Annotated in this window: 14 protein-coding genes; 13 read left to right on the plus strand and 1 reads right to left on the minus strand. The window is 49.6% G+C overall.

Annotated elements, in window-relative coordinates:
* The first annotated feature begins 139 nt into the window (after positions 1–139).
* From RB298_RS12300 to RB298_RS12350, 11 genes are all read left to right on the plus strand, one after another.
* Positions 140–922, plus strand: a complete 783-nt coding sequence (locus RB298_RS12300; RefSeq protein ID WP_486047191.1) for a TetR/AcrR family transcriptional regulator — start codon at positions 140–142, stop codon at positions 920–922.
* A 26-nt stretch (positions 923–948) separates the two neighbouring features.
* Complete coding sequence (gene map, locus RB298_RS12305; RefSeq protein WP_096774140.1) at positions 949–1695, plus strand: type I methionyl aminopeptidase; 747 nt, start codon at positions 949–951, stop codon at positions 1693–1695.
* A gap of 343 nt (positions 1696–2038) precedes the next feature.
* Positions 2039–2314, plus strand: coding sequence for a CD3324 family protein (locus tag RB298_RS12310; protein ID WP_015735839.1), 276 nt, complete (start codon positions 2039–2041; stop codon positions 2312–2314).
* A gap of 161 nt (positions 2315–2475) precedes the next feature.
* Complete coding sequence (locus tag RB298_RS12315) at positions 2476–3207, plus strand: class I SAM-dependent methyltransferase (RefSeq protein WP_486047253.1); 732 nt, start codon at positions 2476–2478, stop codon at positions 3205–3207.
* Between the two features lie 190 nt (positions 3208–3397).
* The gene (locus tag RB298_RS12320; protein ID WP_486047192.1) at positions 3398–3910 is read left to right on the plus strand and encodes a GNAT family N-acetyltransferase; all 513 of its coding nucleotides are present in this window, start codon (positions 3398–3400) and stop codon (positions 3908–3910) included.
* A gap of 51 nt (positions 3911–3961) precedes the next feature.
* Positions 3962–4402 carry a hypothetical protein gene (locus RB298_RS12325; protein ID WP_486047193.1) on the plus strand — a complete coding sequence of 147 codons (441 nt, stop codon included), beginning with the start codon at positions 3962–3964 and terminating at the stop codon, positions 4400–4402.
* An 84-nt stretch (positions 4403–4486) separates the two neighbouring features.
* Positions 4487–4861: a VOC family protein gene (locus tag RB298_RS12330; RefSeq protein WP_486047194.1), complete on the plus strand. Its 375-nt coding sequence runs from the start codon at positions 4487–4489 to the stop codon at positions 4859–4861.
* A 30-nt stretch (positions 4862–4891) separates the two neighbouring features.
* Positions 4892–5518, plus strand: coding sequence for a histidine phosphatase family protein (locus RB298_RS12335; protein WP_486047195.1), 627 nt, complete (start codon positions 4892–4894; stop codon positions 5516–5518).
* A gap of 289 nt (positions 5519–5807) precedes the next feature.
* The gene (locus RB298_RS12340; RefSeq protein ID WP_192571561.1) at positions 5808–8051 is read left to right on the plus strand and encodes a stalk domain-containing protein; all 2244 of its coding nucleotides are present in this window, start codon (positions 5808–5810) and stop codon (positions 8049–8051) included.
* A 357-nt stretch (positions 8052–8408) separates the two neighbouring features.
* Positions 8409–9062: a type A chloramphenicol O-acetyltransferase gene (gene catA, locus RB298_RS12345; protein ID WP_486047196.1), complete on the plus strand. Its 654-nt coding sequence runs from the start codon at positions 8409–8411 to the stop codon at positions 9060–9062.
* A gap of 240 nt (positions 9063–9302) precedes the next feature.
* Positions 9303–9632 carry a four-helix bundle copper-binding protein gene (locus RB298_RS12350; RefSeq protein ID WP_375120099.1) on the plus strand — a complete coding sequence of 110 codons (330 nt, stop codon included), beginning with the start codon at positions 9303–9305 and terminating at the stop codon, positions 9630–9632.
* 1308 nt (positions 9633–10940) lie between these two features.
* On the opposite strand, the gene RB298_RS12355 is transcribed toward RB298_RS12350, so the two are convergent.
* Entirely contained in the window at positions 10941–12146 is a 1206-nt protein-coding gene (locus RB298_RS12355; protein WP_213578948.1) for an MFS transporter, read from the minus strand.
* A gap of 151 nt (positions 12147–12297) precedes the next feature.
* Between RB298_RS12355 and RB298_RS12360 the strand changes: the two genes are divergently transcribed.
* Positions 12298–13518, plus strand: a complete 1221-nt coding sequence (locus RB298_RS12360) for an aminotransferase class I/II-fold pyridoxal phosphate-dependent enzyme (RefSeq protein ID WP_486047197.1) — start codon at positions 12298–12300, stop codon at positions 13516–13518.
* Positions 13519–13962 (plus strand): hypothetical protein, encoded by a 444-nt coding sequence (locus tag RB298_RS12365; RefSeq protein ID WP_486047198.1) that lies wholly within the window; start codon positions 13519–13521, stop codon positions 13960–13962.
* Positions 13963–13987: the final 25 nt, after the last annotated feature.

The raw sequence follows: 13987 nt of genomic DNA on the forward strand, positions 1-13987 counted from the left end.
CGTTTAAGGCTAACCCGTGGTCAAGCACCGATTTCTAGGCTGAACCGCAAATCCTCCAGCTATACTCTTGTTATTCGCAAGCTGATGTTTTATATTGACATAAGAGTAGGTCAAAAAACAAAAGAGGTGAACGGACGAGATGACTCCACGGACGAAGGAACAAAACGAAGAGATCCGGCTGCGGCGTCTGGCGCAAATCCGTAAAGCCGCTGCCGATGTGTTTTTGAATAAAGGGCCTTTACTGGAAATCCGGGATGTGGCTGCGCAGGCGGAACTCGGCTATGGAACGGTATACCATTATTACAGCAATAAGGGCGATTTGCTCCACGATCTGCTGTGGGACGCATTGGAGCGGGCCGGGGAATGGCTGGGGGTCCCGCTGAATGCCCCTCCGAAGGTCTCGCCGGATGCTCAACGGGAGGTCCCGCCGGAAATCTCGCGCGCATCTGCTTCGGGAGAGGCGCCTGTGGGCTGGCCTTTCGGCTTGGCTGCGGCGGCTGACATCGGCAATTCGGCTGCCGCGGATTCCCGCAGCGCAAGCCTCGAAACGGCTGCTGCCGCAGAGCTTGGCCCCGTCGCCGCCGCCGGCGTCCGGCTGCTGCAGCTTTGGGCGGAGGATCACGCCCTATTCCTGCTGCATAAGCTGGCCGGTGAGGGCTTTGCCGCGCTGCCTGAAGCGCGCTCGGCCCCGCTTACGACCGCCTTTCGCCGAGAGGTGCTTGTGCCGCTTGCCGCGCTGCTGGAAACCGGGCGGGCGGCGAACGAGGCTGCCGCTTCCGGCGCAAACGCGGCGGAGCCGCCGTATCGGCTGCAGCGCGCGGAAATGCTGCTGGCCGCCTTGGTCGGCTGCGCCTCGCTCTCGCTTCGCCGCGGAAAGCTGCACGAGGAGGCCATGGATATCGTGCGGTTTTTAAAACTATAGAGCTGATAAGGAGCGAATAAACATAGATGATCATTTTAAAATCACCTAAGGAAATCGAAGAGATGAAGCCGGCGAGCCAAATCGTTGCGGACTGCTACCGCGAGGTGGCCAAACTGATCGAGCCCGGGATCACCACCCGGGAGATCAATGACTTTGTTGCCAGACACATCACCAAGCTGGGCGGCAAGCAGTTTACGAAAGGGTACAACGGTTTCCCCGCCGAAACCTGCACATCGGTCAACGATGTGGTGGCCCACGGCATTCCTTCGAACCGGGCGCTGATGGATGGGGACCTGCTGAAGCTCGACATCGTCGTGGAATACGGCGGATGGTTCGGCGATTCGTGCTGGTGCTATCCAGTGGGCAATATCCGGCCGGAGGCGCGAAACATAATGAAGGTGGCAAAGGAATGCCTGGATCTGGGGATCGCCCGGGCACTCCCCGGGGGCCGGCTTGGCGATATAACGTCGGCGATTCAACAGCATGCGGAAGCGAACGGGTTCTCGGTCGTACGCGATCTGCTGGCGCACGGGATCGGACGGAGCCTGCACGAGGAGCCGAACTATGAGCATGTCGGCGTAGCCGGCAAAGGCATTCGGTTAAAGGAAGGCATGGTGTTTACGATTGAACCGATGATCAACGAAGGTACGTTCCGCATCACGATCGACGACGATCAGTGGACGGCGAGAACGGCCGACGGCAAGCTGTCGGCGCAATATGAGCATACGATCGCTATCACGAAGGATGGACCGCTGATTTTAACGGCCCAGTAAGCTTTTTTTACATTCGTTTGTCTACTAGGTTGCTGGGTAGGTGTGGGATCGGGAGAACTCGTCATCTCGTTATTCGAACCTGACACAAAGGAAATCGAATTTGTTACAATAGAGGGAAGCGTATGAACTTTGTATCATCCAATCGGGCGAGGTGAAAATGATGATGGCTCACGTTAGGAGCACGACCGTTCAAGTGGTTAAATCAGGCTCCGGGCAAAGCTGCACGGAAATAACGGGCAGAGAAATTGTTCGGAGCCTACTTCCAACATGAATTAGCCGCTGTTATATTTGTGCTGGCTTTGCTCACTATTTACACGATTCCATGTAGATAGGGGCAAGGAGTATGAAATACGAAAAAGCACAACATATTTTGCCGGAACACGTAATCAAAACCATTCAGCAGTATATTGATGGAAGTTATATTTATATTCCCAGAAAGTCGGAGAACCGCAAGGGCTGGGGAGAACAAACCGGAGCCAAGCGAGATCTGGACGAGCGGAATCGGAACATTTTCAAGTGTCATATGAAGGGCGATTCCATTCGTACATTGTCTGAACGTTATTATTTAACGGAGCAATCGATACGAAGAATTATTCGGGCCGAACGAAGGAAAAGTTAGAATGCAGCGATATTTGAAGGATCGGTGGCGATCTTCAGATATCGCTTTTTTATGGGTGTTTGATCCTGTTTAAGGCAGAAACAAACATAAACTTGAGAACCACGCATGAAGAAAGTAAGTTTAGGAGAGATATTCTAGACGAAGGAAGTGCTATAACGGTGATGACGCAAAACATTTATGATGATGAAGGATTCTTTCAGGGTTACAGCCAATTAAGTCGTTCCGTTCATGGCTTGGACGGCGCTCCCGAGTGGGAGTCGCTGCGATCGATGCTGCCGGATCTGAGCGGTGCCAGCGTTCTTGATTTAGGCTGCGGGTTCGGCTGGTTCAGCCGATGGGCGAGGGAGCATGGCGGCGCCGAGAAAGTGATCGGAGTTGACGTGTCCGAGAATATGTTGGCACGGGGGAACGCCGAAACGCAGGACTCCAACATCAGCTATATCAAAGCGGATCTGGAGACACTGGAGCTAGATTCTGAAAAGTATGATCTGGTGTATAGCTCGCTCGCTTTTCATTATATTGAAAACTTGCAGGGCCTCTTAAAGGAAGTGCACCGTTCACTTAAGCCCGGCGGAAGCCTGGTATGCTCCGTCGAGCATCCGATATACACGGCTTCAAGCCGCCCCGAATGGATTCAGCATCCCAGCGGGCATCAAACTTGGCCGGTTGATCATTACCAGCAAGAAGGACCGCGTACAACGAATTGGCTTGCCGAAGGCGTAATTAAGCAGCACCGGACGATGGGCACCTATCTCAATATGTTGATCGGGCTTGGCTTTACCATAACTCATGTTGAGGACTGGGGTCCTTCTGAGGCACAATTGGCGGCACATCCCGAATGGGAGGAAGAAGGTCACCGTCCGATGTTTATGCTGATGTCGGCCAGAAAGTAGCAGAGACCGAGTTTTTTGCTTAGCAACAGGGTTATTTGTGGTAAAAATCGGGCAGCGGCCGGGACATTCGTCTTGGCCGTTTTGATTTCATGCATCAATTGCTTCGGAATGATTTACCAAGTTAAGGAAAAGCATTAAAATAGAGGCTGACGGTACTCACCATACCAATACATAACAGCGAGGTAACCCTATGGACATTACATTGAAAGTTTTGGGTAACGCAGACCTTAAACGTACTTGGAAAGATGCATTTGAACAGCAAAAAATACAACGCTCGGATGAGTATTATGATCGTTGTGAATTAGAAAACCAAATCGGCATACGCATCACGTTGTTGGCTTTTGTACAGGGTGAGCTGGCCGGCGTATCGCATTTGAAATATGAGTCGGCTTATCCGTATTTTCGGGATCAGAACATTCCGGAAATCAATGATCTGAACGTGTTTCCCGAGTATCGAAAAAACGGGATCGCCAATCGGATCATAGAAGAATTCGAGATCATCGTGAGCAAGAAACTGCCGCGTATCGGCATCGGGGTGGGATTATACAGAGACTATGGAGCGGCTCAAAGAATCTATGTACGGCGCGGTTATATTCCGGACGGCAACGGGATCATGTACAACAACGAACCTGTGGTGCCGGGCGACATGGTATGCGCGGATGATGATCTGAATTTGTATTTGATTAAAGAGCTGATTTCATAAAGCGGCCTGCCGCATATCGGTTACAGTTGAATGCGTGCAAGGAGAGTGGATATGAACTTCATCATTCGATTAAATATGGCGGCTGCTTTGTATGCGCTGTTCCCTTTTGCCGGGATTGAACTGATGGTCAACGTGTACCGGATTGGCAGATTGACAGGGTGGGACCTGGATCACGTGAATGCGCTGACCTTAGTCTATTGCGTTGCTGGATTCATTCTGTCGGGTTGGGGGGTTCCGAAGCTGGTCCGATATTGGTTAAACGGTCGCAAAGCAAGTTTTTTTGCTCTAATTTTATGGATTCCCTATTTCATGATGCTGGTTTACATTACGGCTGCATGGTTCCCGATCACGAATCCGGCCGACAAACCCAGCCCTGTAACAGGACTCATTGCCATAGCGGGATTGGCGCTTTACCCATTCTACTTAGCGATTCTTCATCTGTTTGGCATTGCGTCAATTTCTGGGGATCCGGGAGAAGATCCGGTCACATGAGCGATCCGGGATATACGGGAAATGAAGGATAAGCAGTTTAGTCGTTATGAAGAGGGCTAGAACAGGAGATAAGGAGATAGAACCATGAGTACAGGGTTTTCCCATTGCCTGCAAATCTTTCCGACATCTGATATCAAGAGGACAAGTCAGTTTTATGAAGAAATCGGGTTCCGTGCCGTGAACTATCTTGATGCAGACGAACCGCATGTGTGCTTATACAGGGATTCCATTGAAATCGTATTAACGATGACAGGCGTGGAGGTCGTGCCGAATCGAATCCGTTACGGTTACGGGTACGATGCCTATTTTGTTGCGTATGGACTACAAGAGATCGAGCAGGCGCTCATGGAATTGAACGTGAAGATTGTCAGACCGTTAACCATAACGGATTATAACAATCATGAGCTTGTGTTTGAGGATGTGGACGGGCGCTGGATCGCTGTTGGCAAGAAACAATAATTACTGAAGGATGTAAGTGAGGGACTGCATATGGTTGAAATTCTAGTCGTCAGACATGGACAGTCGGAAGCGGATATTCTGAATCGGTGTGAAGGATGGGCGGATTATGCTTTAACAGACCTCGGTCAACAGCAAGCACGACTGCTGGCGGATTGGATTCATCATGCATATACGTTGGATGCGATTTTTTCCAGTACGCTTCAGCGGGCCAAGCAGACCGCTATCATGATCGCTAAAACGACAAAAGTACCCGTTACCTATGATCCTGATTTGATGGAGCAAAATAATGGGGTTATCGCGGGTATGTTAAGGGAAGAGGCTTTGATAAAGTACCCTCTGCCCCTGGGCGGAAGGAAGCGGCATGATGCCATTAAAGGCGGAGAATCTGAAGTGCAGCTCAGAGCAAGGGCCGAGCAATTCATGTCCAAGCTGTTTACTACCTTCGATAACGAACCCGAGTTGAAAAGCGTCTGCATTGTTTCTCACGGCGGGATGATCTCGATGTTATTTCGGAGCTTCTTGAATCTTCCTTATCATACCGACATTCATGTCCCGACAGGAGATACGGGTCTTCATCTGTGGAAATATGACCCGGCAAGCGGGAGAAAGGTTATTGCGGCTACGAATTTGCAGGAGCATCTGAACGTAGAACAATGAGCTCGGTTGATTACAATGCCTATATTGTATATTCCAAAATGATGATGAATCGGAACCTTAGGAAGGTTAATGGATTTATGAAATCTAGGAACATTTATATGAATTCTATCGTGTGACCAATTAGTCCCGTTTCAGCGTTGATGCTGTTTCGGGATTTTTTATAGGTTTTTAACAAAGTTCTACATCATCTTAAATATTATTCACAGTTCAGAGAAACTTTTTTACCAAAATTTACGTCTAATAGTATGACCTCATTAAAATATCAAAAAGGATTAGAAGGAGTTATGGAATGAAACTGAAGAAACGATCATTGCTAACCGTATTGGCTGTTGCCCAATTGGCCGCAGCTTATCCGGCGAGCGCGGATGCCAATGCCGCAGACCAAACGCAACCGTCAGTCACCCAAGAAGTGTATGAGCAAAATTCAGCGGCAACGAAATCACTAAAATCCGGGGGTACAAACGCTTCAGGCGCTGCTCAAGAGACATCCGATACGACAGAGACAGAAGGAACTCAAGCGCCGGATGAAGCAGGAACCACTGAAACAGGTACAACCGAAACAGGAACGACCGAAGTGCCGGTGGAGGAGTCCGGTGAAGTCCAAGATCCGGGAACGACTACGGTAGGGCAGGATAACCAGAATAACACGCCATCCGTGACGGGCAAGGAACTTATTCTTTATTTTAATAGCACGAAGATGGTTCAAGACGGCGTTACCTACAATGCACCACAGCCGATGCAAGTCAAGAAGGGAGTATCCTATGTTCCCATCCGTGCCCTTGTGGATCGTGTAGGCTTCAAGGTCACTTACGATAAGAAGACCAAAGAAACGATTATCACTAAAGGAAGCAATGAGCTCCGCTTCAAAACGGACAGCAGCAAGTATACCGTCAACGGCGTAACCAAAACTATGAAAGGCACCTCTTACCAAACCAAGAGCACCTTCATGGTTCCGCTGACAGCCATCACGCAAGCGCTGGACATTCAATATAAAGTGGACAATGTTGGCAAGCGCGTCATCATGAGTCTGGAAAGCAAGCCGGTTGCCAAGTTTACGGTAGGACCTAAAGAGATCTTTGCAGGGCAGACTACAGTTACCTATACACCTCAGGTTGAGAATGTACAAGGTGAAATCATCGACGAGCGTTGGGAAGGCAAGCAAGATATATTTGATGCGCCAGGTCAATACATAGTCACTTACTCGGTTCAGGATTCGACGGGAGCTTGGAGTGAACCATACAGCCAAACGATTACGGTCGTTCAGCCGAACCTTCCGCCTGTAGCCATGTTCGAAACCGACAAGATGGAATATAAAATGGGCGAGCTGATCACCTATACGGATCAAAGCTACGACGACCAGGACAAGAACGAGGACCTGACGTACAAGTGGGAGAACAAAGAGTATGCCTTCTTCTCGCCTGGCGTGTATACCATCAAGTTGACCGTCACCGATAAGAAGGGACTTAGCTCCTCCTACGAGACGACCATCAACGTAACGAACGAGACGTTGTATGAGCAAGACGACTTCAATATGCTGTTCATTCCGGAAGGAGAGAAATTCTCGTTCCTCGGCAATGTCACTTCGCGTCCGAAGATCAATTATGATTTTTACGACGAGCCAAGCACGCTGATCCGCAGTAACAGCCCGGAAACCGTAAACAGCGAGGGCATCGTGTATCAAGAGACAGCGGTAGGCGACATGCGCTTCATGATTCACCACGTGAACAATCTGAACAAAAACGTGAAGATGTACGTGATTGCAACTAACAAGAACAGTACTCCGGTAACGCTCAGACAAGATTACCTGGGATTTGCAGGTCCATCGCCGATCGCGACGGCAGCAGGCAAAAAGTCCGTGCTGAATTATTTCCAATCCATGCAGGACGATTCGAAGCGAACTTCCGTAACGCTTGCACCTGGCGAACAGAAGCTGGTCATGACGGAGCTGAGCGAGATTCGAATGAAGCAGGGGCATGTCATTTCCCTGTACTCGGATATGTATAGCGACCTGCCGATCCAGTTCGACGTCGTAATGATTGACGAAAAATCCGATCCGTTGAAGGTGCTGAGCACGCTGCCGATCCTGGATCGCGATGGCGTTCATAACCGCGGCACCTATCCGGATTCGACGCGGATCATTCGTTATTCCGAGCTGGTGGGGGCAGAATCCCAGCGTCTCGTTCTTGGAGACAACCAGGATGACCCTAACCTGCAAGGCATGGATCCTATGGTTGGAGATATTACGCACAATACCGGCAACTTCGGGGTCCTGTATAAAATCACGCTGGATCGCGTAGCGCCGAATACCCTGATCTCGTTTAATCCGCGGGGCGGCAAGTACTCGGGTTATGCCATGATGAACGGAACGATCGTACCGATTTATTCCTTGGGCCAGGTATCCCCAGGAGAGCAAGCGGTTCTCTACCGTACAGGCGATTTTGAGCAAAAGGTTGAAATCATGCTGACGGCTGCGCCGGGAAGCAATTTGCCGGTAAACCTGCTGTTTACCCAATTGCCGGAAGTGATTCATTAAGATTGGAAGGATAAAGGCTTTGCGACTTGAGCTTCTGCTTGAGGAGCGAAGCCTTTTCTTTAGAGCGGATCCCGTCGACGAGACGCGCTGAGTTGAGTTCAAAGGTACATAAGCAGGCGGGAGCATGGATCGTCATTCTCTATTTTTTAAGAGCGTGATGATTTATAATAGGGACACAACACAATATGAGCGTTCAACACGGCCTTTTTCTATGATAGCGTGAAAGTCATACGGGATTTTAGATGTAATCGTTGAGCTTGCTGACGGATATATAAAACTTTGGAGTGATGGCTTGTGGTTAAAGCGGTGGATGTACCCTCCTGAAATAGAACGATTTTATTTTAGGAGGGCAAATAAATGAATTTCCATACCATTGATATCGAGCGGTGGAACAGACTGCCGTATTTCGAGCATTACACAAACGTAAATCAATGCACCTACAGCATGACTGTCGACACGGATATCACGCTGTTGCTTCAAGCACTGAAGATTCGGGGGTATAAGCTTTACCCGGCTTTTATTTACATGGTGACCCGGGTTGTCAATGAACGCGCAGAATTCAAAACCTCGTATAGCCCAGGGGGGCAGCTGGGGTACTGGGATTCCATGACGCCAAGTTATACTTTTTTTCACAAGGATGATCATACCTTCTCGAGCTTATGGACTGAATTTGCGAACGATTTTGATCGATTCCATGATCTATATGAGCAGGACATGGAACGTTATCGAGATGTCAAAGGGATCTTCGTTAAGGAGAATCCACCACCCAATACGTTTCCCATATCCATGATCCCTTGGGCAAGGTTTAGCGGGTTCAATCTGAATATTGCCCATGATAAAGAATATTTGCTGCCGATCATCACGGGCGGCAAATACGCCGAGCAGGGAGGGCGCATGCTGCTGCCGGTTTCATTGCAGGTGCACCATGCGGTGTGTGATGGTTACCATGCCAGTATGTTCTTTCAAGCTTTGCAAAAAATGGCGGATTCCTGTGAGGACTGGCTAAAATAATGGGATGTTCGATGAATGCCCAACTCGAAGTATATTAACGGGAAATGGTGCATTCATGGCATCATGAAAAAGGAGAGACGGCTGCTGCGCAGTCGTCTTTTTTAATCTAATCACACCTTTAAGCTCGACAACTCGATGCTCCAAAAAATCCTCATTGAATCTTCACAAGTTTTGGTTAATAACATACAACCTTGGTACAAGGTAATCCTATAATCGCTAAGACTGAAAGGAGAATGTTGTATGTCACACGAATCATTTCGAAAATGCATCGAGGAATGCTTGCGCTGTATGGTAGCTTGTAACCATTGTTACACTGCATGTTTGGAGGAGCAGGATGTTGCGATGATGAAGGAATGCATACGATTGGATCGACAGTGCGCGGATATATGTAATTTTGCGGCTCAGGCCATGTCCACGAACAGCATGTATGCCAGAGAAATATGCAGGATCTGTGCCGATGTTTGTGAAGCTTGCGGAAACGAGTGCAAGAAGCATGATGCTAAGCACTGTCAGGAATGTGCGGAAGCCTGCTTCAGATGTGCGAAGGCATGCCGGGAGATGGCGGCTTAAGCAGGGGATCGATCGAGCGGATGGACGATGCGGAGGCTCGCTATATGCTGGAATGGTCCTATAATTGGATACATGTAGACTAAGTGGGCAGATGTAGAATGAGGGGGCACCGCTGCCTGCTGGAGTGAGACTGTTATGGTGATTGTGAGGACAGCTAATGGGTGAGTCGGTGATACGTCGCAACCCCTATATTGGTGAAATCAGCCGAATAGGGAGACGATGGGGACAGAGGATCCGCTATTTACTGGTATCGGTACGATATTGGACTCATGCTTATAGAAGAGGCCCAGCTACATGCTGGAAAATGCCCCAAATGGAGCTCATGAGGACAGAGGATCCGTTATTACGCCGAAATGGGCCTATTATGGTGATCAAGCGGACACAGGATCCGTTATTGCACCATAATCACGGACGAATCCACGCTAAATCCGACAATAGCGGAACTCTTGTCCGCATAATGCCATGAAATAGGTAAAAACAATGGAATAGCGGAACCAGTGTCCGTTATTATCACAAATCGAAGGGGTTTAACAAAGCTGTATCTATGGCGTTATCCAAATGGATGAGTGGTAATGCGACGCAGCCCCTATATTGGTGAAATCAGCCGAATAGGGAGATTGTGTGGACAGCGGATTCGCTATTTGCAGGAATCGGCATGATATTGGACTCATGCTTATAGAAGAGGCCCAGCTACATGCTGGAAAATGCCCCAAATGGAGCTCATGAGGACAGAGGATCCGCTATTTCGCCGAAATGGGCCTATTATGGTGATCAAGCGGACACAGCATCCGTTATTGCACCATAATCACGGAAGAATCCACGCTAGATCCAACAATAGCGGATCTCTTGTCCGCATAATGCCATGAATTAGGTAAAAACAATGGAATAGCGGAACCAGTGTCCTCTAATATCGCAAATCCAAGGGGTTTAACAAAGCTGTACCTATGGCGTTATCCTAATGGATGAGTCGGTAATGCGACGCAACCCCTGGTGTTTTTTTCGGTGAAATCAGCCGAATAGGGAGATTGTGTGGACAGAGGATTCGCTATTGGCTGGAATCGGAATCGGCATGATATTGGACTCATGCCGATTCCTGCCGAACTGAATAATAGGATAACAAAAAGCTTACACCGTTACATAACGGGTAAGCTTTTTGAATTCCAAATAGGCTTTGGATTAGTTGACCATCGAATGAATACGAGTTTACTGTGCCATTTTAGTGATAAGGTATCTGTTATAGCGAGAATGACCGATTTCCGCCGTTCAAAAAAATCCCTCTCACCTAAAATGAGAAGGATTAAAATAGTTCTATGAAGCTTTAACCGATGTCAGGAGCGTTAACTCCGATTGCTCTTGGTCGAGCTGATGGCAGCGGGAAGTTATGACAAAAGCTCCTATAGCGAATGCAACTGCGGCCCACGGCAGGTAGGCCAGGCCAATGCTGTCCACGACCAGGCTGCCCAGAAGGGAGCCGAGCGCAATTCCCATGTTGGATGCAACCGGCATGAGCGTGGAAGCGAAGTCCTTGGAGCCGGGCGAAGATTCATCTGCCAAGTCAATCAGGTATAACTGAACGGCGGTACTGAGCGCAAAGGAGAAGCAGGCGACCAGCATCAAGGATGCTAATGCCATCCACGGGAGCGATAGGGTGAGAGCCAGAGCCGTCATAATCATCGCTTGGATGGTGAAAATCACTTTCAATTTAACCCGGGAATTGCCTTGCGCTACCTTGGCGCCAAGCCAGTTGCTTAGAATCGTGAAAGCGCCGTAAGCCAGCAGGACGGTGCTGATCCATTGCTGCGGTATCCCCAGCACGTTCTCTAACAGCGGCGTGATGTACGTGTATACGATAAATACGGAGCCTACGCCGAAAACCGGAATGAAGAACGCAAGACGAATCCGTTGGTTTTTGAATAAGGCAAATTGCTGCTTCATGGAGCTTACGCTAATCGTATTGCTCTTGGGCATAACGGCCAACATGAACGCAAGCGGGATGATCCCCACAAGTGAAGTAACGATAAAAGCGGTTTGCCATCCAGCCATTTGGCCGATCTGCGTCCCGACGGGAACGCCCAGGACATTCGCTATGGAAAAACCTCCAATGATCCAGGCAACCGCGCCAGCCCTGCGGGAAGCGCTCATATGCTCACTGGTTGCGGCAATGGCCAGCGACAAGGTCAATCCGCACAGAATGGCGGTGATGATGCGAATGAACAGCATGACAGGATACGTGGTGGCGAAGATGGTCAAGTAATTAAACACCAACACCGCAATGTACGCTGACAGGATGGTAACATGCCGTGGAATGCGTCCGAGCAGCGTCACTGCAAAAGGCGTTCCGAGCGCATAAGCGATAGCAAAGCAGGATACGAGGACACCTGCAGCCGCAAGCGAAATGCTGAGAGTTGCGCTAATGTCCTTCAATAATCCAACAATGACGTATTCGGTGGTACCCAGCACAAAGGCTGCAAACGTAAACGCGATAATAAAAATGGTTTCTCTCAATCTGGTCATGGTTGTCTCTTCTCCTGGTTTCTCTTTTTGTATGGTTCGATCTTACGATATGAAAGGCTTTTCAAGTCAAGCCCCAGATCGGAATTCCAAGAGAAGCTAAAGCCGGCTTCATGCTATAATGTAGGAAAAAAAAGTGGAGTGGGTGGATACCATGCCGAATCAAACTTCTAAGCGATCATGGCGTGCAGACAAATTATCACAGATCGGTTCTTCGATATTTGCCGAGGTCAGCGAATGGAAACAAGAAGCTGCCCAGGCGGGAAGACATATCATCGATTTGAGTATTGGCAGTCCTGACCGTGGTCCTTCTGACGATATACGCGAGATCCTGAGCCAAGAAGCGCTAAAAGAAGATAACTATACATATCCGGGCACCAGAGGAACCATGGAATTCCGAGAGCAGTCGGCAGCATGGATGAAGCACCGCTTCGGCGTGAACGTCGATCCCGACACGGAAATACTGGCCTTAATGGGCTCTCAGGACGGATTATCGCATTTGGCTCAAGCCATATGCAATCCGGGGGATTTGGCTATTGTGCCGAATCCGGGATATCCGATTTATGCCGGAGCCCTTGCGATCGCAGGGGTAACGCCTTGGTATTTGCCACTGAAAGAAAAGCGGGGGTTCGTGCCCGATCTGGACAGCATACCGGACGAGATTTGGATGAAAGCAACCTTCATCCTGCTGAATTTTCCGGGGAATCCGATTGCGGTTCAGGCCGATCTTGCTTTTTTTGAAAAGTTGGTCGGTTTGGCGAAAAAATGGGACGTGCTCATCGTCCATGACCTGGCCTATTCCGAAATGGGCTTTGACGGTTATCGCCCGATAAGCGTACTGCAGGCTCCAGGCGCCATCGACATCGCCGTGGAATTTCACTCCTTCTCCAAAAGCTTTAATATGGCAGGCTGTCGCATCGGTTTTCTTGCCGGTCATGAGGAAGCTGTCGGCGCGCTGCGGGAATACAAAAGCAACATCGATTTCGGCGTGTTCAAGCCGGTTCAGACGGCGGCGGTCCATGCCTTGCGTCAAGCCATGGCTGCTTCCCACGAAGAACGCGGTGTTGCTTCGCTGTATGAACAACGCCGTGATGTCCTCGCAGCTTCCCTGGCCGAAGCGGGGTGGGACGTTCCTAAACCGCCGGCCACGATGTTTCTATGGGCTCGGATGCCAGAAGCTTTTCGCGAGGAAGCATGGAGTTCGCGGCGGTTCGCCCGCGAATTGCTGTTGAATACAGGCGTGGCGGTTATACCAGGAGATGCTTTTGGCTCTGAAGGTGAAGGCTACGTGCGAATCGCGCTGGTCCAGGAAGAGGAGGCTTTGCGCGAGGCGGTGGTGCGCATAGGGAAATTTATTGGAGGTGTTTCGCCGTAAATGAAATGGCTTGGAGTCGGCTTCGCCATGTTTCTGGCGCTGACGCTGTTCCCTCAGAGTGCGGGCGAACTCGTTCATCATCAGGCATCGTACATAGAGGAAGTTGATGGTGCTGACAGCAACACGCCTTTTAAGGTGCAATATATAGACTTGGATGAGTACCAGGGCGTCAATGCGTACGAAAACACGTTTACCACCATGCCGGAGCAGGGCAGCAAATTAACCGTTGAGGTTCATAACAAGAACAGCACGGGCCACGTGATGCTGAAGGTCTACCGGGGAACGGAGGAATTCGGATACGCGGATGTCAAAGCCGGCACGGAGGGAACCCGGACATTCGCCATGCATGACGGGCGTGGAGTAACGGGGGATTGGAAGGTTTACATTACGTCGCGAGACGGGCAAATTATGAACCTGCAGATACGTTCAGGACAGCATGATTGATAGACGCTAAGACTACATTTTTACT

The organism is Priestia sp. BR_2 (assembly GCF_041954005.1).
Classification (GTDB): Bacteria; Bacillota; Bacilli; order Paenibacillales; family Paenibacillaceae; genus Paenibacillus_AQ; species Paenibacillus_AQ lautus_A.

Excerpts from the sequence above, each read along its gene's own strand:
- RB298_RS12320 (WP_486047192.1), top strand. The coding sequence starts at position 3,398 with ATGGACATTACATTGAAAGTTTTGGGTAACGCAGACCTTAAACGTACT.
- map (WP_096774140.1), top strand. The coding sequence starts at position 949 with ATGATCATTTTAAAATCACCTAAGGAAATCGAAGAGATGAAGCCGGCG.
- RB298_RS12350 (WP_375120099.1), top strand. The coding sequence starts at position 9,303 with ATGTCACACGAATCATTTCGAAAATGCATCGAGGAATGCTTGCGCTGT.
- RB298_RS12310 (WP_015735839.1), top strand. The coding sequence starts at position 2,039 with ATGAAATACGAAAAAGCACAACATATTTTGCCGGAACACGTAATCAAA.
- catA (WP_486047196.1), top strand. The coding sequence starts at position 8,409 with ATGAATTTCCATACCATTGATATCGAGCGGTGGAACAGACTGCCGTAT.
- RB298_RS12315 (WP_486047253.1), top strand. The coding sequence starts at position 2,476 with ATGACGCAAAACATTTATGATGATGAAGGATTCTTTCAGGGTTACAGC.
- RB298_RS12330 (WP_486047194.1), top strand. The coding sequence starts at position 4,487 with ATGAGTACAGGGTTTTCCCATTGCCTGCAAATCTTTCCGACATCTGAT.
- RB298_RS12340 (WP_192571561.1), top strand. The coding sequence starts at position 5,808 with ATGAAACTGAAGAAACGATCATTGCTAACCGTATTGGCTGTTGCCCAA.
- RB298_RS12335 (WP_486047195.1), top strand. The coding sequence starts at position 4,892 with ATGGTTGAAATTCTAGTCGTCAGACATGGACAGTCGGAAGCGGATATT.
- RB298_RS12365 (WP_486047198.1), top strand. The coding sequence starts at position 13,519 with ATGAAATGGCTTGGAGTCGGCTTCGCCATGTTTCTGGCGCTGACGCTG.
- RB298_RS12300 (WP_486047191.1), top strand. The coding sequence starts at position 140 with ATGACTCCACGGACGAAGGAACAAAACGAAGAGATCCGGCTGCGGCGT.
- RB298_RS12360 (WP_486047197.1), top strand. The coding sequence starts at position 12,298 with ATGCCGAATCAAACTTCTAAGCGATCATGGCGTGCAGACAAATTATCA.
- RB298_RS12325 (WP_486047193.1), top strand. The coding sequence starts at position 3,962 with ATGAACTTCATCATTCGATTAAATATGGCGGCTGCTTTGTATGCGCTG.
- RB298_RS12355 (WP_213578948.1), bottom strand. The coding sequence starts at position 12,146 with ATGACCAGATTGAGAGAAACCATTTTTATTATCGCGTTTACGTTTGCA.